This is a genomic window from Planctomycetota bacterium (assembly GCA_039819165.1).
Taxonomy (GTDB): Bacteria; Planctomycetota; Phycisphaerae; order Phycisphaerales; family UBA1924; genus JAHCJI01.
Genome location: JBCBSM010000001.1, coordinates 1469385 through 1494039, shown reverse-complemented (window position 1 = coordinate 1494039; position 24655 = coordinate 1469385). Strand labels below are relative to the sequence as shown.

Here is a 24655-nt window from a genome sequence, read left to right as displayed (position 1 = left end):
CGCATCCCGGAGGAAGCCCGTGTCCCAGATCGATGTTGCGCTCGCCCGCGTTGTCCGGGCCGGATGTTGCTGCGCCGCCATTGCGTGCGCCCCGGCGCACGCGCAACCCGTGCCGTCGGGCATCACGATCGCCGTCGACGACCCAGTGCTGCAGCCGGGCGAGTCGACGACCGTCACGCTGCAGGGCTACTTCCCGGCGGACGACTGGGCGCTGGCTGCAGTCGAGACCTCCCTGCTGTCGTCGGAGGGTGCCAATGGACTGGGCCAGCCGATGCTGCTGCCGCCGTTCGTGCTGCGGCCGTCGACGCCCGGCGTGCTACGGATGTGGGTATTGAGGGCATCGTCGCATTCCAGATCAATGGCCTCGGTGAGATCTACGCCGATCCGGCGAATCCCATCGCATTCTGGCGGGCGACATACACGGCCTCAATCGATGTGCCGGTACCCATCGACGTCGCGCTGCGCACCGATACCTCGCGATTCGACGCGTATCCCATCTTCTTGTCGCTCGTTGGCGAGTCCCGCCTCGGCGATTTCGAGGAGGGCGCGGCGGTCATCCGCGTCGTTCCGGCGCCGGTCTGTCTGTTCGTGCTGGCCGGCCTGTTCGCGGCCGGGCGCCGGCGGCACACGTGATGACTAGCCGCCGGCCGGGTAGGTGCAGCTGGTCCGATCCGTCTCCCACACCGTCACGCTCGCGAGGCGCGCTTCGGGGTGCCGCTCGCGGAGGGCGGCGTCGAGCAGCTCGTAGCACACGCGGGCGATGTGCTCGACGGTGGGGTTGACGCCCGCGGGCCCGAAGTCGGGCGGATCGATGTTGAGGTTGGTGTGGTCGAAGCGATCGACCACGACCGACTGGGTCACCCGCTCCAGGTCGGCCAGCGTGAGGGCCATCGCGCCACCCGACGGCACGGGCACCTCGACGGCGGGCTCAACCTGGTAGTTGTGCCCGTGGCCGCTGGGGTTGTTGCACTTGCCGAACATCTGTTCGTTCTCGGCGTCGCTGAGGCCGTCGACGTGCAGCCGGTGGGCGGCGGCGAAGTCGAAGCGCTGGCGGAGGGTGACGACGGCGGGCTGGGTGGTGGTCATGGCGATCGAGTAGTACGGCGTGGGGTTGAATCGCAGTTCGTGCAGGCCGACGGGCAGGGCAGCCGCGAGGGCGTCGACGAGCCCGGGCATCAGCGTGGCCGGCTCGTCGGCGGGTCGTTGCCGGCAGGCGTCCTCCAGCAGCGGCACGACAGCGCGGCGGACGGCGTTATCGATGCCCTTGATGTCGATCAGGTAGCCCGTCTGCGGGTCGGGCGCGCCCTCGGCGGTGACATCGACGCTGTAATAGCGGCCCAGGCCCCGCATGCTGGGCTTGGCGGCGAAGCCGTTGGGGTCGCTCCGGAGCTGGTCGGCCGCATCCCCGAAGGCCGGGTCGTTGATGCAGAACCGCGTGGTCCGCGTGAGTCTGATGGTGCCACTAGCAGGCATGATTAAGCTTATACGATGCCCCCGCGACGTCCGTCCGCCCCGTGCCGCCCATTGGAGGAAACCGATGCAGACCACCGTACAACCCGCCGTGCTCCTCGTGCTGCTCGTGCTGCCCGCCGCCCTGCTGCTGGCCGCCTGCTCGAGCGATGACTCCGACGCGACCGACGGCGCCGAGACCGCGGCCGCTGCGCCGGCCGACGCCGGCGACGCGACGGTCCGCGGCATCGCCATCACGCTGGCCGACGGCACGCCGGCGTCGATGGACGACTACGCCGGACGCCCCGTGCTGGTGGTCAACACCGCCAGCCGATGCGGCTACACGCCCCAGCTACGGGAGATGGAGGCCCTGCACGCCGAGTACCGCGACCGGGGGCTCGTCGTGCTCGCCGTGCCGTCGGCGAGCTTCAACCAGGAGCCGCTGGATAGCGCCGGGGCGGCCGACTTCTGCGAAGAGATGGGCGCGACCTACGTCGTGGCGGCCAAGTCCGACGTCGTGGGGGAAGCGGCCCACCCGCTGTTCGCCAGGCTGGCCGAGGCCGAGGGCGAGCCCCGCTGGAACTTCACCAAGTACCTGATCGACCAGGAGGGCCGGGTCGTCGCCCGCTTCGATAGCGCCGTCGAGCCGACATCCGACGTGGTGACCTTCGAGATCGATCGCCTGCTCGCGGGCGGCTGATTGGGGTTGCCTCGGTCGGGGTGGCGTCGGTCGGCATAGATCGATCGGCGTCGGGTCGGCCGGCGAATATCCTCCTGCCGTGCCGACCTTCCGCTACCAGGCAGTCGACGCGAATGGCCAGGCGGTCGCCGGCCGCCTGGCGGGGGCGAGCGAGGCCGCCATCCTGGGCGAGCTGGCCGAGCGATCGCTCGTGCCCGTCGAGGTCGCCGAGGAGCGAGGCCGGGCGCTGCTCCGGCGGCGGGGTCTCTCGCAGCGGCAGATGGCGACCGCGTACCAGCAGATCGCCGACCTGCTCCGCGCGGGCGTGCCGCTGTTGCGGGCCCTGAGCCTGCTGGGCCGCAGCAAGTCCAAGCCGCGAAAGGCCGAGATCTTCCGGGGTCTGGCCGAGGCGGTCTCGCGCGGCGAGGAGCTGGGCGACGCCATGGCGGCCGCCGACGGCGTGTTTCCGGACGTCCACGTCGCAATGGTCCGCGCGGGAGAGAAGGGCGGCAGCCTCGAGCCGGTGCTGGTCCGGCTGGCGGCGATGGTCAAGGCGCAGGCCGAGCTGCGGGCCAAGCTCATCGGCGCGCTGGCCTACCCGGCCATCCTGGTGCTCGTCGGGCTCTCGGTGCTGAGCCTGATCTTCGGCGTGTTCCTGCCCATGTTCGAGGGCGTGCTGGCCGAGGTCGACCCGCTGCCCAAGCCGACGGTGATCCTCTTTGCCATCAGCGACGCCGTGACAGCCCGGGGGCCGATCACCGCGTTGGTGCTCGCGGTGCTGGTGGTCGCGGGCTGGCGGGTGTCGAAGCGGCCCGACGTGTCCCGCTCCGTCGCCGTCGCCCGCACGCGGGCCCCGGTGGTGGGCCCGCTGGTCCGCTCGATCGCGGTCGCGCGGTTCTGCCGGACTTTTGGCACGATGCTGGCCAACGGCGTGCCGGTGCTGGCCGCGATGCGCATCGCGGAGGACGCGGCCGGCAACGTGCTGCTGGCCGAGGCGGTGGCCCGGGCGGCCGAAGCGGTCCGGGCGGGCGAGCCCCTGGCCGAGCCGCTGGCCAGCAGCGGGCTGTTCGACCCGGAGGTCGTGGAGATGATCGCGGTGGGTGAGAGCGCCAACAACCTGCCGACGGTGCTGGAGACCGTCGCCGACACCATCGAGCAGCGGGTCGATCGGCTGCTGACGGCCGCCGTCTCGCTGGTGGGGCCGGCCATGCTGATCGTGCTGGCCCTGGTGGTCGCCTTTGTGGCCGTGGGGCTCATCCTGCCGATGCTGCAACTCAGCGGGGTGGCGTGAGTTGCGTGGGCGGCGGACGCTCGCAAAGCGGGCGATCCGGCCGTTACGCCGGGAGCCATGCTAGCGTAGACTAAGTCTTCCCCGCGACCGGGGCCGCTCGGCCGCCGGGGCGGGGCAGGAGCGCGGGGCCGCGGGTGGCGGCCCTGGATGGGGGCAACGACACGATGCACACGACGCTGCGCAACGGAGGGCGGAGCACGGGAGCGCGTCGCCGCGCGTGGAAGCGGCACGCCTTCTCGCTGGTCGAGATCATGATCGTGCTGGCGATCATCGTGCTGCTCAGCGGCTTGGTCGGCTTCGCGGTGCTCAGCCGCCGCGACGAGGCCAACCTCAAGAAGGCCCAGATCGACGTCAACACGCTCAAGGACGCGCTGCTGGACTTCAACCGCCGCTACCAGCGCTGGCCCACCGACGACGAGGGCCTCGCCGTGCTGTGGAGCAGCGAGACCGTCGACCCCGAGCAGGAGGACGCATGGTCCGAATCGCTCGGCCAGGCGATGCCCAATGACCCCTGGGGCAACCCGTGGGAGTACGCCGAGGAGGGCGAGCGCCGCGAGGGTTACTACGACCTTTCGAGCAACGGGCCGGATGGCGAGCCGGATACCGACGACGATATCTACGCCTGGGAAGAGGACGAGGGGGGCCTTGGTAGCGGAGGCGGCCTGGCCCCGCCACCGTCGGGCGGCTGAGGTCGTCGCCTGAAGACGGTTGACGAGCGCAATGCACCCGGCCGCTCGGCATGGGTGATCTAATGAGGGCGGCCGCGGGTGGCGGTCGCGGTGCGAGGACAACGCGGCGTGCTTCGCCGCACCGGTTCGTTTGCCGAGCCGCTTGGCTGGGGGTTGCTGCACGATGCACGTTCGCGCGGGGTTCACGCTTATCGAGACGTTGGTGACGCTCGCGCTCGTCGTGCTGCTGGGTTCGCTTGTGGTGCCCGCGACGCTGGCGCGGTCCGAGCAGGCCCGGACGTCGGCGGCCGAACGAGAGCTGGAGCTTTTTCCGTCCATCGCCCGCCGAGAGGCGCAGCGGCTGGGCGGCCCGGTGGCCATCGTGCTGATCCCGGCGGAGGACGAGCGGCTCGAACTCGCCGCGGTCCGCATGCCCGATTCCGAAGAGGACCCCGAGGCGGATTCCAACCTTCCCGCGACCTGGCCCCGCGTGGCCGAGGATCGCGTGCTGCCCGAGGGCACCAGCCTCGTGGATCCGTCCGAGCTGTTCGACTTCGTGGGCGAGGTTGACCTCGTGGAGCGCCGTGAGCTGGTGACGGCGCCCAAGCCCGAGCAGGAGTCCGTCCCGCGGGTCGCCAGCCCGGTCGACGAACGCGGCGTGCCCACGGGGCCCGTGCTGGTTGCATGGTTCCTGAGCGACGGGACCGCCGTGCCGGTCACGACGGCCGCGATCGAGCTGCCCGACGCCCGCCGCGTGCGGCTCACGGTGCGGGCGCTCTCGGGCGAGGTCGGGCTGTCGCTCGCGCTGGCGGACCCGATCGAGCCCGACGCAGCGGACGAGACCAAGGCCGGCACAGCGCCGGCGCCGACGGCCGCCGCATCGGCCGGGGGCGACGAGCCCGGCTGAATCGTCCCAGGGGGGCACCATGATCGCCCAGCAGCGGCGGAGCCGCGGCATCCGGACGACTACGGACGGTCGACCCCCACGCCGGCGGTGCTTCGCATTGCTCGACCTGATGGTCGCCCTGAGCATCTTCGTGCTCGGCGGGCTGGCGATCCTCACGCAGGTCGGCTTCGGCACGCGGCTGGTCATCGAGTCCGAGCGCCGCGCCGCCGCCGAGGGCATCGCGCGATCCGCGCTCGCCTTGCTCGAGGGTGGCGCGGCGACGGAGCGGAGCCTGAGCGGCCCGGTCGACGAGTGGCTGCTGCCGCTGGACGTGCTCGACGCGCAGGGCGAGCCGACCGGCTGGCGGTGGGAGTGCGAGGTCGATCTCGAGGCCTCCCGCTGGCGCGACCTCTCGCTGGCGACCGTCCGAGTGTTCCGCGTGCCGATCGGCTCCGATGCCGAGGTCGCCCCGCTCGCCACGCTCCGCCAGCTGATCGATCCCAGCCCGCTCGACGCCGACGAGCCGGGCGGATTCGGCGGGGGTGCCCCGTGAGCGGGGCGTGCGCGACGCGGCGGCGGTCCGGGCGGGGCCTGACCCTGCTCGAGGTCATCGTCGCGATCGGGCTGCTTGCGCTGCTGTCGGGCAGCATCCTGGCGTTCAGCTACGGGCTCGGCCAGCGTCGCGAGCGGCTAGCGATCGAGGGCGCCCGGCTCGCCGCCATCGATCGCATCCTCGATCGCGTGGAGATGGTCGCTGGATCGGCCACGAGTTCCGCCACGCCGCGGGGCGACACGCTGGCCCTTTCGGGTCGTGCCGTCTGGCCCGTGGCGCCGGCGCGGGGGCTGCCCGTCGCGCCGGCGGACATCTCGGCCGAACTCCGATACGACGCCGAGGCGGGCGAGCTGCGCTGGCGGGAGTCGGCCGCGGGCGGCACGATGGAACTGGCCGCGGGTGGCATCGAGCACGTGCTCCTCGATGGCTTCGAAGACCTCGATGCGCCCCGCGGGGCCCGGCTGCCCGCGCGGGTGTGCATCTGGCTGGCGGCCATCGAGGTCGACGACGGCGTCACGCTGTCGACAGACGAGGATCCGCTCGGCGGGCCGCCGGAGGACGACCTCCCGCTCGCGCCGTTCGACGGGCTCGACGACGAGGACGAACTGCCCGCGCGGCCGCCCGACATCGTCCGGGCGGTGCTGCCGCTGCCCGCCCCGCCCCGCCGCGACGCGCCCGCATTGGAACCGACCGATCCGGCGAACGAGGACGAGGATGCACCGGCGTTCCCGCGCCGCGACTCGCGTCCGGGCGAAGACGGAGGCCGGCCATGAACCGCCGGGGGACGGCCGTGCTGGCGGTGCTGGTGGTGCTGGCGGCGGGCGCGCTGGCGGGCACCATCGCGCTGCTGTCGGCCCGGGTGGCGGCCGACTCGGCCGAGGCCACCGCCCTCCGCACGCAGTCTCGCCTCACGCTCCGATCGGGGGTGCTCGCGGTGGCCGCGGAGGCGGCACTCCAGCGTGAATCCGTCCTCGCGGGGGGCGACTTCGCCTTCGATCCGCCCGCCGAGCTCTTCCGCGAGGGCAACGTAGCGGGCGTCTTCCGCGTTGCCGGTGGCGGACTTACGCCGCTCGACGCGAGGCTGGACGTGAATACCGCGACGCCCGAGATGCTCGCCCTGCTGCCCGGCATCGACGCGGCCCTGGCCGCGGAGATCGCCGGCGTGCTGCCCGTGGAGTCGCTGGCCGGGCTGCTCGCGGCCGAGGGCGTGACGCCGACGCTGCTCTATGGCTCGGAGAGCGACGATCCGACCGAGGCGATGCCCGACGTGCCGCTGGCCGCGCTGCTCACCGTCGGCTCGGTCGATCCCCATCTGGCCATCGGCGTGGGCGACATCGACACCGCGACCGAGCGGATCCGGCTGGATCTCGAGCCCGACGAGCAGATGCGGGAGAAGATCGCGGAGCTCTACAGCGACGAGGTGGCCGAGTTCGTGATCGCCATGCTCAGGCAGCTCCCCGGGACGCGCAACTCCCGATCCGAATTCCTTGGGGTCCTCAACCAAACCGGCATGGACCTGCGAGACGGGGGCGCCTGGATGGACGGCGCCTGCTTTTCTGCGACGCCCGGGGCCGGCCGGGTCGACATCAACCGCGCATCCTTCGAGGTGCTCGCGGCGCTGCCGGGAGTCGGCGAAGAGCGGGCCGCGGCGATCGTCGACGCCCGGGGCGGGCTGGCAGCGGCCGACCTCGCCGATCCGCTGTGGCCTTACAAGGAAGGGCTGGTCGATGAGGAGGCGATGATCGGGTCGATCGATCGCTTCACGACGCGGAGCGTGCGGTGGGTGCTGCGCCTGGAGGCCGGCACGCTGCTCGACGACGATCGCGGCGTGGGCATCGACTCGCTGGCCGATGCGCGGCGGGCCCGGGCGGGCGATCGCGAGGACGCCGGCCGCCTCCGCGATCGCGTCGCGATGGACCTGCTGGTGGACTTCTCGGGCCCCACGCCGGTCGTGGTGCCGCTGGGCGACGTCACCATCGCCGACGAGGTGGCGCAGCTCGGCCGGCTGCTTGGGACGGCTCCGGAGCAAGACCCTGCCGACTCCAAGGAGCCGGACGAGCCAGACGACACGGATGCACCCGCGGAGGACCCCGCGTCGCCGACGCGGGGCGAGACCCCGGCACCGGGCGAGGCGATGGACGGAGACGAATCCGGGAGCGAGGGGCCATGAGCCGCACGCTGGTCATGGAGTGGCACAACGGCTGGCTGACGGCGGCGGCCGTCTCCGGCGGCCGCGGCGGCCCGGTGGTCCACGGCGTGGCCTGCGAGAGGGTCCGCGACGGCGTGCCGCAGCAGGACGCCCGGGCCGTGGGCGAGTGGGCCGCCGGCGTGCTCCGCGATGCCGGCCTCCGCGGCGGTCGCGTCACCTGGCTCGCCGGCCGGGGCGAGGTGCTGCTCAAGCGGCTGACGCTGCCCCGCCCGCCCAGCGAGGCGCAGCTGCCGTCGATGGTCCGGCTGCAGATGGCCCGCGCGATGCCCGTGCAGGGCACCGATGCCGCCGTCGACTACGCCCCCCTCGAGGAGCGCGACGCCGATCTGGTGCTGCTGGGCGCCGCGATGCCCGCCGATCGGCTGGCGTGGACGCGGGAGATGCTGGCGGCCGCGGGGCTCAAGCTCGGCGGGGTGCGGCTGCGGGCGCAAGCGGCGGCGGCACTCGCGGGCGTCGATGCCAGCGCGACCGACGGGAGCGCCTGCATCGTCGTGGCCCCCGGAGCGGCGGCGATCGAGGTCGTCGTCGTCGAGGGCGGCGGCGTGGTCGCCTCTCGCGGCGTCGATGCGACCTGGCCCGCCGGCGACGCCACCGCCTTCGCCCACCGCATCGCCGTCGACGTCAAGCGTGCGTGGATGGGCTACCGCGCCGGCGCGGCCTCGCGTGCGGTCGGCTCGGCCGTCGTTCTCGGTGCGGGCCCGGTGTGCGAGGCCATCGCCGACGCCGTGGGCGAGCAGATCGAGGCCGACGCCCGTGTGGTCTGCCCCGAGGGCCTGCCCGGCGGCGGGGGCGACCCGTCCCGCTGGGTGCCGCTCCTGGGCGTGGCGGCCGGGGACGGCTCCGCGGCGATCGACCTGGCCAGCCCCCGCAAGGGGCCCGACACCTCCTCCAAGATCCGCGAGCGGGCGCTGCTCGGCGTGCTCGCGGCGGCCGCGGTCTTCGGGACGGCCGGCGTCTTCGGCTACCTGTCCCTGGCGGACCTGGCCGACGAGAAGGCCGCGCTGCAAGCCCGAGCCCGCTCGCTGCAGGCCGACTTTGATCAACTCGCCGTCCGCCGCGCGCAGCTGCGGCACCTCGAAGCGCTGCGGCTGAGTGATCCGGAGTGGCTCGCCCACCTCGACCACCTGGGCGGGCTGGTGCTCGATGGCGGCATCCGCGTCGACGACCTGGGCGGCGTCTCCCGCGGCGAGGCGTGGTTCGGCAATCCGCGCGGCGGGGCCCGCCGCTTCTCCTTCAACGACGGCGAGTACCGCCCCCGCGTCCGCGGCGTGATCACCGTGCAGGGCGAAGCCGCCAGCCGCGCGACCGCCACGCTCGCGCGCGGCCGCATCGTCGAAGACGGCACGTACGAGGTCGAGACCCAGGGGCCCGACGCGGGCACCAGCTTCGGCCTCAGCCTCGCGACGGGCCGGCGCACGCCGCCCGAGGCCCAGCCGGCAGACGAAACGCAGCCCGCGACCGATTCCGAGGCGGACGGGGGTGGGCCGTGAGCCGCCCGGTGCGTCTGCTCGTGGCCGCCGGGGCCGTCGCCGGTGTGGCGGCGGCGGGGTATCTCGCGTACGGCCGCTACTACGCGGGGCCCGCGGCGGCGCTGCGGGACGACATCGACGCCCTGGAACGCAGCGTCCGCGCCTTCGAGGACGCCCTCATGGACGGCCCGGGGGTCGAGGCGGGCGTCCGCGGCATCGCACAGAACGCCGTCGGCGGCGATCCCGCAACCCTCGAGCACCGCATCCGAACGGCCTTCCAGGCGATCGGCGATGCGGCCGGCCTTGCGGACGTGGAGGTCAACTCCCGCGCGCCCGAGCGGCGGATCAACCCGGCGGGCCGCGCCCGGCTCGCCGAATCGGGCTTCCGCAAGCTGCTGGGCGAGCAGGTCGACGCCACGACCATCCGCGCCGACCTCGAGGGCCGCGGCACCTGGCGGCAGGCCCTCGACGCGATCGCCCTCGCGCAGGCCCAGCCCTGGCTGCTGGGCCCGGAGGCCTGGAGCATCCGGCCGATCCGCGGCGAAACGGCGGCCGACGGCAGCGGGCTATTCACCGTGTCGCTGTCGGCGAATGTGCTGGTGCTCGACGAGGCGGCGGCGCCGTCGGGCGAGATTGCGCTCGCGGGCGTGTCCGCTGCGGACGCCGAGCGGGTGCAGCGGCTGGTGGGCATGGACCCCTTCCGGGCGGCGGCGCCACCGCCTCCGCCACCACCACCCCCGCCGGTGGTCGCCGAGCGGCCGTCCCCGCCGCCCCCTCCTCCGCCGGCCGTGCCGGGCGCGGGATGGACGCTGACGGGGGTCATACGCGGGTCCAGCGGCGAGTACGCGATCGTCGTGCACGCCGACGGGCGGCAGCGGATGCTCCGCCCCGGCGACGCGGTGGACGAGGTCGTCTACCGCGGCGGCTCGGGCGAAGTGGGCACCTTCGAGGTGCGCATCGGGGATACGAACGAGAGATACACCGTGCGCAACGGCCAGTCGCTGGCGCACACAGCATCGCGGGAGCGGCGATGACGACGACGACCAGTATTCGTTCGGGCGCGATGCGGCGTCCGTCCGCCGATCGCCCCTGCCGCCCGCCGCGCTGGGCGCTGGTGCTCAGCCTCGCGTGCGGGCTGGCGGTCAGCTCGAGTGCGCTGGCGATGCAGGAGGAACTCGCCATCGCCGAAGCGCCGGGCGTCACGGCGCCCGACCTCGACGCACTAGATGTCGCCGCTCCCGATGAAGACCCGCGCGAGCCGGCCGAGCCGCCGATCAGCTTCAACTTCGACAACGCGCCCTACCGCACGGTGGTCGAGTTCTTCTCCCGCGAGTCGGGCGTGCCGATCATCGAGCAGGCGGCGGTGCCGGAGGCGGGCATGACCTTCATCAGCGGCGTGTCGTACTCCTTCGACGAGGCGCTCGACATCCTCAATCGCTTCCTGCTGCCCCACGGTGTGCGGCTGACGCCCGAGGACAACTACTTGTACCTGCGCTCGATCACCGACGCGGCGCGCATGCCCGCGGAGATCTTCCAGGGCGACCTGCCCGATGCCGTCCGCCAGGGTGACATCGTGACGCTGGCGGTCCCGCTGACCAACGTGGATGCGACCGCCATCGCCGAGCAGATCAAGAGCCTGGTTGCCGGCTACGGCTCGGTGGTGCCCGTGCCGGGGCAGAACCTGCTGATCATCACCGAGACCGGGGAGCAGCTCCGCCGCATCCGCGAGGTGCTCCGCCTGGTGGACTCGCAGCCGCCCAGCACGTCGGACTACCGCATCTTCGGGCTGCGGTCGGCCAGCGTGGAGGAGGTGCTCGTCCCGCTCCGCAAGCTGGTGCCCGAGTACGAGAAGACCATCGTCCAGCAGGGCAACCGCCGCGACATCATCGACGACGTCAACCAGCCGCCGGTCCGCTTCGAGGCCAACGTCCGCTCCAACTCGATCATCGCCATCGGCCCGACGCGGCGATTGGTCCAGGCCGAGGAGCTCATCCGGATGCTCGACGAGGGCGACGCCGCCGGTGACGGTGCGCCCACGATGGCCAGCTTCGAGCTACAGACGATGACGCCCGGCGAGGCCTCGCAGCAGCTCGGGCGGCTCTACGGCTCGCTGCCCGAGGACCGCCGGCCCACGATCATCCCCAACGAATCGCTCGGGAAGATCACGATCGTCGGCCGCGAGGCGCTCGTGCTCCAGGCCGAAGCTCTGCTCGGCGAGCTGGATCCGGGGCTAGCACAGGGCGGCGAAACCACGATGGCCTCCCGCGTCATCACGCTCGAGAAGGCCAGCGCCGAGGCCATCGAGCAGACCGTGCGGCGGCTGCTGTCTCCCCGCCAGCAGCGGGTGCTCAAGTATGCGTCGATGCAGGGCGGGCGGGCCCTCATCGTCACCGGCCCGACGCGGGACGTCGACGCCTTCGAGCGGCTCGTCGAGACCTTCGACCGCGAGCAGCGCGTTACCCGCGACGTGCGCACGCTCCGCGTGGAGCGTGGCGACGTCAATCAGGTGGTCACGAGGGCGCAGGACCTGTACACGCTCAGCGGCGCGGCTGAGGACGATCCGGTCGCGATCGACGTCGATCCTGATCGCTCCGAGGTCACGGTCGTCGGCTCGCGGGCGGGCCTCAATCGCTTCCTCGACTTCATGCGGCAGAGCGAGTCGGCCGTGCTCGTCGAGCGTTCGATGCGGATCTTCGAGCTCGAGAGTGCTCGTCCGAGCGAGCTGGCGCCGCGGTTGTCGCGGGTGGCGCAATCGCTGCTGCGACCGCAGGACGGCTCGCCGTTCGAGCCGCCGGAGTTCGAGCCGCTGGACGACCTGGGCCAGCTCGTCGTGCGTGCGGGCGAGGGCCAGATGGCCGCGATCGAGGGGCTGGTGCAGCAGCTCGATACGCCCGCGGGCACGTCGCGCTTCGCGGTCTTCCCGGTGCGGAACACCACGCCGACGGCGCTGCTCGAGCGGGCGCGGCCGGTCTACAACCAGGAGGCGGCCCGCCGCCAGGATCCGTCGCTGACCGATCTCTCGATCACTCCCGACGACGCCTCGGGCACGCTCGTCGTCCGCGGGTCGGTGGCGGCGACGGAGCTCTTCCAGGGCGTGCTGCAGCAGGTGCAGCAGCTGGTCCCGCCCGCGCGGACGACGCAGCTCATCGAGCTGCAGTTCGTGCAGGCCGGCGACATCGTGCCGCAGCTGCAATCGCTGATCGAGAACCGCCAGCCGGTGGATCCCAGCCGCCGGATGCCGCCCCCCGAGCTGAGCGTCATCGAGCGGACGAACACCCTCATGGTGACCGCCGAACCCGCGCAGCAGGACATCGTCCGGCAGCTGGTGTCGCGGCTGGACGCGCTCGAGCCCCGTGCGCTGCCGCCGCTGAAGCTCTTGCAGCTCCGCGCCGCCAACGCGGGGAACATTGCGCGGATGCTCAGCGATCAGTACCGCCAGCGGCCGCAGGCCGACCGCATCGCCAAGCCGGTGGACGTCCGGTCCGACGACGCGACGAACACGCTGATCGTATCGGCCCACGAGGATCTGCTGCCCGACATCACCTCTTTCGTCGAGGAGCTCAACCGCGAGAGCGAGGTGGGCCCCGAGCGTGCGCCGTTGCTGTTCCGCCTGACGGTCGCCAAGGCCGTGGATGTTGCCGAGGCGATGAACCGGCTGTATCCGCAGCCGCCCATCCCGCGCGATCGCCGCGGCAACCCGATGCCCTGGCTGCAGGAGCCGCGGCAGGTGACGGTGTCGGCCGACGAGGGCAGCAACTCGCTGATCATCGATGCGCCCGTGGAGATGCATGAATCGCTCCGCGAGCTGGCGCAGCAGCTCGACCAGGTGGAGGTGCCGCCGACCGCCGAGCTGCGCACCTACCGGGTGGTCGATGCCGACGTCATGACCATCAAGCGCGTGCTCGACGGCATGCAACGGCAGGGCAACCTGTCGGCGCCGCCGCAGCCGGGTCGGCAGGCGGTCCGGGTGACCATCGAGGCCGAGCCGCTCAGCGGCACGCTGATCGTCGCGGGCGACGCGACCACGTTCGAGCGCGTCGACACGGTCCTCGAGGACCTGGCGGCCGTCCCGGTCGAACGCGAGCTGGCGATCGTGCCCATCGCGAATGCCGACGCGCAGCAGGTGGGCGACCAGGCGTTGTCGATCTACAACGCCCAGGTCGCCGGCGTCCCCGGGGCGGGCGCGGTCGAGCTATCGATCGATGGCGAGACCAACGCGCTGCAGATCGTCGCGGATGGCGAAGCGCTCGAGCGGTTCCTGGGCATCCTGGACCTGCTGCAGGACCAGGTCGGCCCGCCGCGCGAAGCAAGGCTCGTGCAGCTGCAGCAGGCCGACGCCGGCGAGGTCATCGCCTTCCTGGACGACCTGCTCGAGTCGAGTTCCACGCTGCGGCAGCAGGGCGGCCCGGACCCGGTGTTCGAGGCCATCGAGAGCACCAACTCCATCCTGATCGCGGCGATACCGGCGCAGTTCACGATCATCGAGCAGCTCGTGCGGGATCTCGATCGCCAGCAGACCGCCGAGCGCCAGCCGCTCCGGATCCTGCGGCTGCGCACCACCGAGGCGGGCAACATCGCCCGCGTGCTGCAGGACAGCTACCAGCGGCGGACGCCCGAGGAGCGCAGCCGCAAGCCGGTGGACATCCGCGCCGACGCGGCCACCAACACGCTGCTGGTGTCGGCCCATCCCGACGTGCTGCCCGAGATCGAGACGATCATCCGCCAGCTCAACGAGTCCCGCGCCATCGGCGACGAGGACCGCGAGATCCGCATCTTCCCGCTCACGCACGCCCGGGCCGAGGAGCTGGCCCAGACCATCGAGCAGATGTACCCCGAGCCGCCGATGGTCTTCGATAGCCGGGGGCGGCCGCGGCCCGATCTCCGCCAGCCCCGCGAGGTCGTCGTCCGCGGCAACCGCGCCACCAACTCGCTCATCGTCGACGCACCCTCGCGGCGGCTCTCGGGCTTCGAGCAGATCGTCGAGTCGCTGGATCGCCCCGAGCTTGCGGGCGAGGTCACCGTGCGGACCTACCGGCCGGTGCGCGCCGATCCGGAGGCGGTCGCGTCGTCGATTCGCGAGCTGGCCGCCGCCGGGGCGCTCGGGGGCAGCCCGCGCACGCCCGTGAGCGTGTCGATCGAGCCCGCGACGCGGGCGCTCATCGTCAGCGGTCCGGCCGAGGCGTTCGCGCAGGTCGAATCGGTGCTGGCCGACCTCGACGGTGCGCCGGCGCGGGCCGCCTCGACGGTGCAGCTCTACCGCCTGCGGCATGCCCGGGCGGATCGCCTCGAGCCGCTGCTCCGCGATTTGCTGACCACGCGGCTGCGCGAGCAGCAGGCGGTCGAGGGCGGCCTGGGCGTCGCGGACGTCGCCTCGCTGCTCACGGTGTCGGCCGAGCCGGCGACCAACACGCTGATCATCTCCGCGCCGCCCGTTGCGCAGGAGCTGGCGGCGAACCTGGTCGAGGCCCTCGACACCGACGAGGCGGGCGCGGGCGGACCGGTCATCCGCGTCGTGCCGCTGAGCTACGGCCGCGCCGACCAGATCGCGCCGCAGATCCAGCGGGCCATCGACGGCCTGACGCTGCCCGCGGGCGGGCCGGTCCGCGTCGGCGCCGTGGGCGGCGCCAACGCGCTGGTCGTCACCGGTGTCGAGGCCGACATCGCGCTGGTCTCTGGGCTCATCGACGAGCTCGATGCGCGCCCGTTCGATCCCGACGCCGTGGGCGTGCAGACCTTCGAGCTGCGGCACGCGGACGCGTCGCGGGTGGGTCCGGTGGTCGAACGGCTGCTCGAGCAGCGACAGCAGACCAATCCGTTCGTGCTGCGGGAGCTGCTCCGTCGTGACCCGACGTCGGCCCTCGTGACGCCCGTCCGCGTCGAGGCGGACGACGCGACCAACACGCTACTCGTCTCCGGTTCGTCCGAGATGGTCAAGCTGGCCGAGCAGCTCATCGGCCGGCTCGATCGACCGTCGGAGGACGGTCCGCGGACGGTGCTGACCTACGCGCCGGTGCGGGCCGATCCGTCCGCGCTGGCGGCGATCGCGTCCAGGCTCGCCGGCTCGACCATCGAAGGCGGCCGGCTGGGCCTGGAGATCACCGCCGAGCCGGCATCGGGCACGGTGCTCGTTGTGGGTGGCGAGGCCGCGGCGGCCGATGCCGTTGCGCTGCTGCAGCGCTTCGACGACCAGACGCCCGCGGCGCCGGCTGCCGACGTGGCGGTCGTGAACCTGCAGCACGTGTCGGCCGAGGTCGTCGCGCAGACGGTCGAGCCGCTGCTGTCCGATCGCGGCCGCTGGCCGGCCGAACTCGTCCGCGCCGAGCGTGCCGGGCTCGATGTACCGACGCCGACGGTCCGCGCCGACGCCGCCGCCAATCGCGTCATCGTCGGCGTGCCGAGTGCGCTGATGGCCACCGCCAGTCGGCTGATCGAGGCGGTCGATGCCCCGCCCGACGGTGATGGCGCGACGGGCGTCCGCCTCGTGCGGCTGACCTCCGGCGATGCGGCTTCGGTGGCCGACGCCGTGCAGGACGCCCTCCGCGCCGGCGCTCGACCGGGCCAGCCCGAGCCGTCGGCCCGCGCCGAGGCCACGAGCAACAGCGTGATCGTGACCGGCAGCACGTCGCAGCTCGAGGAGGCCGATCGCCTCATCGCCGAGATGGACGTGCAGGTCGAGCCCGAGGCCGTCGCGGTCCGCACGCTGCGGCTCGTGCACACGCGGGCCGAGACCGTTGCGCCGATCATCGAGGCCATGCTCCAGGAGGAGTCGGTGGTGGATCTGCTGCCCTGGTGGGCGGTCGGCAACTTCGCGGCCCAGTTCCCCGACCAGGCCGTCGGTCCCACCGTGCGGGTGCTGGCCGAGCCGTCGAGCAACACGCTGGTCATCGCCGCACCCAAACCGATGCTCGAGCTGGCCGAGCAGGTGCTCGCCGAGCTGGATCGGCCTCAGGCCCGCGACGCAAAGACCCTCCGATCGGTCCGGCTGATCGCGCTGCAGAACGCCGATGCGACAGAGGTCGCGCAGAACCTCGCCGACGTATTCGCCGGCGCCGAGGGCGGCATCGAGCCGCCGACGGTCCGCGTCGATCGCGGCAGCAATGCGCTGATCGTGCGGGCGACCGGCGTGCAGATGGCCGAGATCGAATCCCTCGCGGGCCAGCTCGACGCCGCCACGCTATCAGGCAGCCGGCAGATGCAGCTCATCCCCGTCGACCGGTCGAAGGCCGACGCGGCGGTGGTCGCGCAGACGCTGCGGCAGCTGCTGCAGCAGCAGGGCGGCGCGACCGTTGAGGTCATCAGCCTCGACGAGTTGCTCGAGAAGTCGCCGGATGCGGAGGCCGAGCCGATCGCGCCGGGCAGCGCGCTGCCGGATTCGGTCGATCCGCTGGGCGATCTCATCGCCGGTGCCGTGTTCGCGCAGGTCGCCGAGGTCGATCAGTCGGATCCGGCCCATGAGTCCGCGCAGCCGGCGATCACGATTGCCGTCGATCCGGCGACCAACACGCTGGTGGTCGTCGGCTCGCCCAGGCTGACCGACCGCCTGGCGGAGCTTGCGTCGCAGATCCAGGACCAGATCCCACAAGAGGCCACGCGCGTGCGGGTCGTCCAGCTGCCGCCTTCCGCGGACGCCAATGCCATCGCGCAGCTCGCGCGGCAGACGATCCAGCGGGTCGGCCGCGCCAGTGTCCAGAACCCCGGCGGGTTCACGGGCCGCGCCGATGTCGTGCCCGATCCCGCGGGCGGCTCGCTCATCATCTGGGCCAACGACACCGACTTTGCGGTGCTGGGCGAGTTGATCGCCTCGGTCGCGCGGCTGGAGTCGAGCCAGGCGGTCTCGGTCCGCGTGTACCCGCTCGTGAACATCGAGGCGCGGGCCGCGGCGCAGTCCGTCAACGACCTCGTCAGTGCGCAGCCCACCGGCCGCCAGGCGCGGTGGTTCCGCGGCGGCCGCGGACCGTCGCGGGCCAGTGATCTGACGCTGCTCGATGCGCAGGGGCGAGAGATCCGGGCCGAGGTCGATCCCGACAGCGTCCGTGTGCTGGCCGACCCGAGCGGCACGCGGCTGGTCGTCTCGGCGCCCTCGGACGTCCTGCCGCTGATCGACGCCTTCGTCTCGCTCGTCGACCAGAGCCCGCTGGCCGATCGGCTGGACATCCGCCGCTACCCGCTCACCAACGCCGAGGCGCAGCAGCTCTCGCGGGCCTTCCAGGACCTGTTCCGGGCGCAGCGGCGGGGGCCCGGCGGCCGCTCGCTGCCCGAGCCCAGCTTCGTCGCCGACGAGCGCACCAACGCGCTGCTCGTAACCGCGTCGGACGAGCAGCACGCCGAGATCGAGCGGCTGCTGGCCGACGCCGATGCCGAGGCCCGCGACGACGGCATGGAGGTCGCCATCCTGCCGCTGCAGAACGCGCAGCCCCGGGGCGTGGCGGGAGTGCTCCGCGAGGTGCTCATCGGCCGCGACCCCGGCAAGCGCGACCAGCTCAGCGTGTCGGCCGACGACGACGCGGGGCTCCTGGTCGTCCGGGCCGAGCCCGAGTTGCTCAAGCAGGCCCGCGAGCTGGCATCGAGGATGGACGAATCGAGCGTCGAGGGCGCCCCCATCCGCACCATCCAGCTCGAGACCGCGGACGCGCCGACGGTGGCGCGGGCGGTGCAGGACTTCTTCGCGAACCGCGCGCAGGCCGCCGGCCGGGGCCGCCGCGGCCAGACTCGAGTGAGCATCGTCGGCGAGCGCCGCAGCGGGACGCTGATCGTCGCGGCGTCGGACGAGGACTTCGAGCAGGTCGCCGAGCTGGCATCCGCCCTCGACATGCCGGTCGCCAAGGGGGCGCTCCGGGTCGAGATCGTGCAGATCAGGAACGGCGACGCTAGCGACCTCGACGACACCATCAACGAGATCGCCGATCGCTTCTTCGACGAGAACGTGTGGGGCAGCCGCAGCTGGAGCCGCGGTCCCGATGCGCCGCCCGAGGATCGGCTGTACACCTCCACGCACGAGGCCAGCAACAGCATTGTGGTGGTCGGCCAGGGCGAGACCATGGACCTCATGCTCCAGCTCATCCGCGACCTGGATAGCGAGCAGAGTGAGGTCACCAAGAAGGTCGTGCGGACCGTCGCGGTGTCCGATGGCTCGGTCGATCTCAATGCCATCGCGCGCATCATCCGCGACGCCTTCGAGGAGGTCGATCGCGGCCGCTGGTGGATCAGCTTCGGCCAGTCGGACGTGACCGTCGCGGTGGACCAGCGTCGGCGGCTGCTGATCCTGGTGGGCGAGCAGGCCAAGGTCGAGCGGGCGGTCGAGTACGCCGAGACCCTCGCGGCCACGCCGGGCCTGGAGGATCGCGCGATCGAGATCGTCTCGCTGCGGCACGCCAGTGCCGAGCGGGCCGAGCGGACGCTCCAGCAGTTCTTCCGCAGCCGCGCCCGCGGCGAGGGCCGACCGCAGGACGCGGTGACGGTCATCGGGTCGGCCGACGGCAACGCGCTCATCGTGTCGGCGGGCGAGGAGGACATGGCGCTGCTGCGGGACATGGTCGCGCAGATCGACCAGCCCGACCTGCCCGAGGGCCGCCGCATCGAGGTCTTCGCGCTCCGCACCGTCAACCCGACCGAGGCGGGCGAGGCCATCCGCAGCATGATCCCCTCGCGGGGCCGCGACGAGGCCATCCGCGTCACGCCCCAGCCGAGCCGCAACGCGATCATCGTGTCGGCCCAAGACGAGCAGTTCCCGCTCATCGAGGCGCTGCTCGAGAAACTCGACGCCGAATCCGTCACCCCCTTCGTGTCGGTGCAGCTCACCGAGGCGCGGGCGACGCAGGTCGCGAGCGATCTCCGCAGCGCCCTGCCCGACGGCTTCAACGTCGAGATCACCGCGGTCGACCGCACAAACACGATCATCGTGTCGGGGGGCAACGAACAGTCGGTGGAGTGGGTCCGCGACCAGATCGCCCAGCTCGACATCGCCGCCGCGCCGCCGGCTACCGAGTTCCGCCGCATCCAGCTGGCGCACGCCGACGCCACCGACGTGTGGATCGCCCTGCGCGAGACCGCGGGCGCGCAACGGCGCGAGCCGGGCGCACCCCGCCCCGGGCTCGACTACAACACCCGCGACAATACCGTGCTCATCACCGCCACGCCCGACGAGATGGCCCAGCTGGTGCAGATCGTCAACGAGCTGGACGTGCAGACCGGCGGCCAGCGGACGACCCAATTCGTCAAGCTCGAATTCGCCGAAGCCGACCTGGTCTCCCGCGCGCTCGGCCTCTTTTATGGCCGCTTCGCCGCCGAGGCCCGCGACCAGGCCGCCCGCGAGGTGACCATCCTGCCCGACCCGGTGACCAACACGCTCATCATCGCGGCCTCCGAGGAGCAGTGGGAGGGCATCGAGGCGCTGCTCGCGCAGTTCGATACCGAGGCGTACTCCATCGACCGCACGCTCAGCGTCATCCCGCTGCGCAACGCCGACGCCCGCAACGTGGCGCGCGCCCTCAACGAGAGCTTCCGGGCGCCCCTCGAGCAGCAGCTCGAACGCGAGCGGGCGCGGCAGGAGGGTGCGCGGCGGGATCGCGGCGACGGCCCGAGCTTCGCCCCCCCGCCCGTGCTCATCGAGGCCGAGGAGACGCCCGTGGTGTCGGCCGAGGTCGAGACCAATGCGCTCATCGTGTTCGCCAACCCGCGGGACCTCGCCCGCATCCAGGCCATCGCCAAGACGCTGGACGCCGACGACGGCGCTCGGTTGCCCGACGCCCGCGTCATCGCGCTCTCGTCGGGCCGCGCCACGCGGATCGCCCAGGCCGTGCAGCGGATCTTCATTGATCCCGTGAGCCGCCAGGGGCCGCGCTCGCCCGTGGTGTACGGCGACGACGCCAGCAACATCATCGTGTACCGCGGGTCGGATGCCGACTTCGCCCGCGTGAGCGCGCTCGTGGCGACGCTGGAGGCCCAGGGTTCGCAGGCCGACGTCCGCGTCCGCACGCTCGCGGTCCGTGGCGTGCCCGCCAGCCGCCTTCGCACCACGCTGCTCAACAGCTTCCGCGTCCGCGCCCAGCAGCTGGGCGAGGGCGTGGGCGTCGAGGTCGACCGCGACACCAACGCGCTGGTCATCGCCTCGAGCGAGCGGCTCTTCCAGGAGATGCAGGCGGTCGTCACCGAATTGCAGGCCGGCCTCGGCGAGCTGGATCAGGGCACCCTCGACGATCCCGCGGGACTGGGCCAGTCGCTGCGGATCGTCGATCTGCAGTCGCTCTCGCCCCAGCAGATGGTGCAAACCATCAACCAGCTCGGCCTGACGAGGCAGCAGAGCCCCGATCGCCCGGGCGTGGTCGCCGACCCGATCACCGTGGTGCCGCTGCCCTCGCGGAACGCCGTGGCGCTGCTGGTGCTACCGGGCGAGGCCGACCGCGTCGAGGCGCTCGTCCGCTCGATCGACACCGGCGCCGTCGAGCAGGCCCAGGCCGTGCGACTGGTGCAGCTCAAGTTCGCGGCGGCCGACCAGATCGCGTCGGTCATCCGAGAGATGCTCACCGCGACGGCGCAGCAGGGCCAGCCGCCCGCGGCCCGGGCGCTGGCCGAGCAGGTCCGCCGCCGGAGCATGAACCTGCCGGGCGACGCGACGCCGCACGAGTTCGACCTCGACGTGCCGGTGCAGGTCATCGCCGACCGCAACGCCAACGCCCTGCTCGTCGCCTCGAGCGAGGCCAACGTCGACGCGGTGCTCGCGTTGGTCGAGACGCTCGACACGCTGCCCGTGGGCGACGCGGTGATCGCCCGCATCTTCCCGCTGGACAACGCCGACGCGGGCCGCATCCAGGACATCGTGGAGGGCCTATTCCAGCGGGGCGAGGCCATCCGGCGGCTGCCCGGCACGCAGCGGCAGGGTGGGCCGACCACCGCGACGGGCCAGGCGCTCGCCGGCGAGCTGGCGATCGCGGTCGATGCGCGCACCAACTCGCTCATCGTTGCTGGCCGCGAGGAGGCGGTCGCGCTCGTCGAGGTGCTGCTGGCCGACCTCGATAGTGAGGAGGCGGTCGGCTGGATCGAGCCCCGCATCATCGCACTCGAGCACGCCGACGCGACCGATCTGGCCGAACTCCTCCGGGATACGCTGATCGACGGGCTCGACGAGAGCCCGGTGTCGTCGGGCCTGCGCGAGCAGGTCGGGCGGCTGCGGATGGTCCAGGCCGGCCGAGACCCGATGGACGCCGGCGCGATGTTCGACAGCGACCTGTTCGCCGCGCTGAGCGGCGTGACCATCCTGCCCGAGGCCAACACCAACAGCCTGCTGGTCGTCGCCAGCCCCGCGAACCTGCGGCTGGTCGAGGAACTCGTGCGGACGCTCGACGTCGAGGCCGCCGCCGCCAGCAACCAGATCCGGTTCTATACGCTCAGCCGCGCGTCGGCCGACCGCGTGGCCGACATCGTCGACGACATCTTCGACGACCGCCGGGACGCGGGCATCGACCGCGAGGAGGACGAGGTCATCGTCCAGGCCGACCTGCGGACCAACACGCTGGTGGTCTCCACGAGCCCTCGGAGCTTCGCGGTGCTGGATGACCTCGTCCAGCGGCTCGACCGCCAGGAGAGCGCCGAAACCGTCGGGCTGCACACCCTCGACGTCCGTGGGGCGGACGTCGAGCGGCTCGCGTCGAGCATCGAGCGGCTGATGCGGGACCGCATCGACGCCGCGACGCGGGGAGGCGAGGCCGAGACCGCCGAGGATGCCTTCTCGATCGAGGCCATCCCCGCGACCAACCAGCTGATGGTGGTGTGCAGCAAGGCCAACTTCGAGGTCGTGCGGGGGCTCGTCGAGTCTCTGTCGGCCGACGAGCGGCGGCTGAGCGAGGCCACCGACGTCGAGCTGATCACGCTGGAGCGCGGAAGCGTCGAGCAGGTCGCCGAGGCGATCATCTCGCTCTACGTCGAGCCCGAGAACGAGAAGCGGGGTGACCGCGCCGTGAGCGTCATCCCGGTGATCCGCAACAACGCGCTGCTGGTCAGCGGCACGGAGGCCGACGTCGAGCGCATCCGGGCCTACGCCAACCAGCTCGACGTGGCCGAGGTGCCCCAGACCCAGCAGCTCCGCCGGGTCGAGCTCAAGTCGGCCGATGCCCGCGAGGTCGTGCGGCTGCTGGACAACCTGCTGTCGGGCCGCTCGGTCGCGGGCGGCGCGGGCACGTCGGCCACGGTGATCGAGTTCCGCCAGACCATCGCGCAGCCCGAGGGCGCCCCGCCCGAGGCCGAGCCCGAGGAGCGGGTCGTGCGGGCGGCCATCGACGACGCCGTCCGCGAGCGGACGTCGATCGAGGCCGATGAGCGGACCAACTCGGTGACGATCATGAGCCCGCCCGAGATCATGGAGCTGGCGCTGGCCTTCATCGACGAGATCGATCGCAGCGAGGTCGACGACCGCATCCTCGAGTACTTCGCGCTCGAGAACGCCGACGCCGAGCAGATGGCCATCGTGCTGCAGGAGCTGTTCAGCCTCGAGCGGCAGGGCGACGAGTTCATCCTCGTCCCGTCGCGGCGCGAGCTGGCCGACGACGATCCGCTGGCGCCGCCCTCGCAGCAGGTCACGCCGGTCTCGACCGAGCGGGAGCGGCTGGCGATCACGATCGACTACCGCACCAATACGCTCATCGTGTCGGCTACGCAGGAGTACCTCGATCTGGTCCGCGACGTCGTGGGTCGGCTAGATTCGATCGAGGCGACCGAGCGCGAGGAGGTTGTGTACGCTCTGCAGAACGCGCAGGCCGACGAGGTCGAGCGGGTGCTGGGTGGCTACGTCCGCGAGCAGGCCGACACGTTCCGTGGGCTGCTGACCGGCGAGAGCGGCGAGTCGCTCAGCCGCATCCTCGATCGCGAGGTCATCGTCGTGGGCGACCCGACGAGCAACAAGGTGCTGGTTTCGGCCTCGCCCCGGTACATTCGGACCATTACCGACATCATCGACGAGCTCGATGCTGCTCCGCCGCAGGTGCTCGTGCAGGCGCTCATCGCCGAGGTCACCCTCGACGAGGATGCGACCTGGGGCCTGGACTTCGACCTCTTCGACTTCGGCGGCGACATGTACGAGTTCGCGATGGACGCGACGGGCGCGGGCGTGGCGACCGCGGTCGGGCTGCCCAACCTCTCGCTGACGTCCCAGGACTTCGGGCTCGCCGTCCGTGCGCTGGAGGGCCAGGGCCGCCTGGAGGTGCTCAGCCGGCCGATGATCCAGATCAACAACAACGAGGTGGGCAACCTGCTGGTGGGCGAGGACATCGCGATCATCGAGAGCGTCGATACGTTCGAAAGCGGGCAGACCCGGGCCAACGTGGTCCGGCGGGACGTGGGCATCCAGATGGAGGTCCGCCCATCGATCAGCTCCGACGGCTTCGTCCGCCTGGTCATCGAGCCCGAGATCTCGTCGCTGTCCTCGGCGGTGACGCAGATCAGCGAGGACTTCGCCGCGCCGATCATCAACAAGCGCGAGGTGATCACGACGGTGACGGTGCGCAACGGCGAGACCATCGTCATCGGCGGGCTCATCCAGGCGCTCAACGACGACCGCGCCACCCGCGTGCCGCTGGTCGGCCAGATCCCGGTGCTGGGGTGGATCTTCCGCACCAACGAGCGGCGGGACGTCCGCACCGAGCTGCTGGTGGTGCTCACGCCGCGGATCATCCCGGGCGGGCGCGAGGGCGTCGTCGAGTCCCGCCGCGTGACGGGCGAGCAGCTCTTCCGCCACGGGGCCGCGTCGAGCAAGATCTTCGAGCGGCAGGACGTGACGGGCCTGGCGCCCGAGTCGTTCGAGGGCGAGCATCCGCCGGGCGAGGAGGCGCTGCGGGGCGACGCACCGGACGACGACCCGGCCGCGGGCGAGGAGAAGGATCGGTGATCGCACGGGTCGGCAGGACGTCGGTGGTGCTCTTGATTGGCGCGGCGTGCCTCGCGTGCGCACCCGGGTGCGCGTCGGGCGATGGCATACGCGACTTCGCCGCGCCGCCGTCGGATGTCATGCCCGATCGCGTCGTGCTCGTCAAGCGGTCGCAGGGCGACAACAACGCCAACGACTACATCGATGGCGTGCTGCTGGAGGTCTATCTCTTCAGCTTGGAGCAGCGGGGCGAGAGCTCGGGCCAGCCGTTCCATCGTGCGGGCACGCTCCGCTTCACGCTGTTCGGCGAGGACGGCCAGACGCTGAGCGAGGGCGCGTTCGGGCCCGACGAACTCCGCCGGGCGGAGCGCAAGGGCGCCCTCGGGCCCGCTTACTTCCTGGCGATCAATTTCGCGGCCCGCGGGCTGGACGACGTCCGTCCCAGGACCGACGCGAGGCTCTACATGGAGTTCGAGCCGCAGGGCGACGCCGAGCAGCTCGCCCGGGGCGCAACGCCGATCCGTCTGGGGCCGTGGTACGAGTAATCCCGCCCGTTGCCCGGCTCCGCGGCCGTCTTCGCGCAATCTTAATGGGTGG

The 24655-nt window shown here is 72.2% G+C and carries 13 protein-coding genes; 12 read left to right on the top strand and 1 reads right to left on the bottom strand.

Annotated elements, in window-relative coordinates:
* Nucleotides 1-63: 63 nt before the first annotated feature.
* Nucleotides 64-633 carry a hypothetical protein gene (locus AAFX79_06430; GenBank protein MEO1008183.1) on the top strand — a complete coding sequence of 190 codons (570 nt, stop codon included), beginning with the start codon at nt 64-66 and terminating at the stop codon, nt 631-633.
* 3 nt (nt 634-636) lie between these two features.
* Here the strand turns inward: AAFX79_06430 and AAFX79_06425 are convergent, their stop codons facing one another.
* On the bottom strand, nt 637-1473 hold the full coding sequence (locus tag AAFX79_06425; protein MEO1008182.1) for a 6-carboxytetrahydropterin synthase: 837 nt from the start codon (nt 1471-1473) through the stop codon (nt 637-639).
* A gap of 64 nt (nt 1474-1537) precedes the next feature.
* Here AAFX79_06425 and AAFX79_06420 point away from each other — a divergent pair, with 64 nt between their 5' ends.
* From AAFX79_06420 to AAFX79_06370, 11 genes are all read left to right on the top strand, one after another.
* On the top strand, nt 1538-2149 hold the full coding sequence (locus AAFX79_06420; GenBank protein ID MEO1008181.1) for a glutathione peroxidase: 612 nt from the start codon (nt 1538-1540) through the stop codon (nt 2147-2149).
* A gap of 79 nt (nt 2150-2228) precedes the next feature.
* Nucleotides 2229-3419, top strand: coding sequence for a type II secretion system F family protein (locus tag AAFX79_06415; GenBank protein ID MEO1008180.1), 1191 nt, complete (start codon nt 2229-2231; stop codon nt 3417-3419).
* 134 nt (nt 3420-3553) lie between these two features.
* Nucleotides 3554-4108 carry a type II secretion system major pseudopilin GspG gene (gene gspG / locus AAFX79_06410; protein ID MEO1008179.1) on the top strand — a complete coding sequence of 185 codons (555 nt, stop codon included), beginning with the start codon at nt 3554-3556 and terminating at the stop codon, nt 4106-4108.
* A gap of 163 nt (nt 4109-4271) precedes the next feature.
* Nucleotides 4272-4994: a prepilin-type N-terminal cleavage/methylation domain-containing protein gene (locus AAFX79_06405; GenBank protein ID MEO1008178.1), complete on the top strand. Its 723-nt coding sequence runs from the start codon at nt 4272-4274 to the stop codon at nt 4992-4994.
* 19 nt (nt 4995-5013) lie between these two features.
* A complete protein-coding gene (locus tag AAFX79_06400) occupies nt 5014-5526 on the top strand; it encodes a hypothetical protein (GenBank protein ID MEO1008177.1) in 513 nt (170 codons plus the stop codon).
* Complete coding sequence (locus AAFX79_06395; GenBank protein MEO1008176.1) at nt 5523-6299, top strand: type II secretion system protein; 777 nt, start codon at nt 5523-5525, stop codon at nt 6297-6299. Before AAFX79_06400 ends, AAFX79_06395 begins: the two co-directional genes overlap by 4 nt.
* The gene (locus AAFX79_06390; protein MEO1008175.1) at nt 6296-7696 is read left to right on the top strand and encodes a hypothetical protein; all 1401 of its coding nucleotides are present in this window, start codon (nt 6296-6298) and stop codon (nt 7694-7696) included. Before AAFX79_06395 ends, AAFX79_06390 begins: the two co-directional genes overlap by 4 nt.
* Nucleotides 7693-9225: a hypothetical protein gene (locus tag AAFX79_06385; protein ID MEO1008174.1), complete on the top strand. Its 1533-nt coding sequence runs from the start codon at nt 7693-7695 to the stop codon at nt 9223-9225. The genes AAFX79_06390 and AAFX79_06385 overlap by 4 nt, the downstream gene beginning before the upstream one ends.
* Entirely contained in the window at nt 9222-10238 is a 1017-nt protein-coding gene (locus AAFX79_06380; protein ID MEO1008173.1) for a hypothetical protein, read from the top strand. The genes AAFX79_06385 and AAFX79_06380 overlap by 4 nt, the downstream gene beginning before the upstream one ends.
* On the top strand, nt 10235-24079 hold the full coding sequence (locus tag AAFX79_06375; GenBank protein ID MEO1008172.1) for a secretin N-terminal domain-containing protein: 13845 nt from the start codon (nt 10235-10237) through the stop codon (nt 24077-24079). Before AAFX79_06380 ends, AAFX79_06375 begins: the two co-directional genes overlap by 4 nt.
* Nucleotides 24076-24603: a hypothetical protein gene (locus AAFX79_06370; GenBank protein MEO1008171.1), complete on the top strand. Its 528-nt coding sequence runs from the start codon at nt 24076-24078 to the stop codon at nt 24601-24603. Before AAFX79_06375 ends, AAFX79_06370 begins: the two co-directional genes overlap by 4 nt.
* Nucleotides 24604-24655 lie beyond the last annotated feature (52 nt).

Excerpts from the sequence above, each read along its gene's own strand:
- AAFX79_06405 (MEO1008178.1), top strand. The coding sequence starts at position 4,272 with ATGCACGTTCGCGCGGGGTTCACGCTTATCGAGACGTTGGTGACGCTC.
- AAFX79_06400 (MEO1008177.1), top strand. The coding sequence starts at position 5,014 with ATGATCGCCCAGCAGCGGCGGAGCCGCGGCATCCGGACGACTACGGAC.
- AAFX79_06420 (MEO1008181.1), top strand. The coding sequence starts at position 1,538 with ATGCAGACCACCGTACAACCCGCCGTGCTCCTCGTGCTGCTCGTGCTG.
- AAFX79_06385 (MEO1008174.1), top strand. The coding sequence starts at position 7,693 with ATGAGCCGCACGCTGGTCATGGAGTGGCACAACGGCTGGCTGACGGCG.
- AAFX79_06425 (MEO1008182.1), bottom strand. The coding sequence starts at position 1,473 with ATGCCTGCTAGTGGCACCATCAGACTCACGCGGACCACGCGGTTCTGC.
- AAFX79_06375 (MEO1008172.1), top strand. The coding sequence starts at position 10,235 with ATGACGACGACGACCAGTATTCGTTCGGGCGCGATGCGGCGTCCGTCC.
- AAFX79_06430 (MEO1008183.1), top strand. The coding sequence starts at position 64 with ATGTTGCTGCGCCGCCATTGCGTGCGCCCCGGCGCACGCGCAACCCGT.
- AAFX79_06390 (MEO1008175.1), top strand. The coding sequence starts at position 6,296 with ATGAACCGCCGGGGGACGGCCGTGCTGGCGGTGCTGGTGGTGCTGGCG.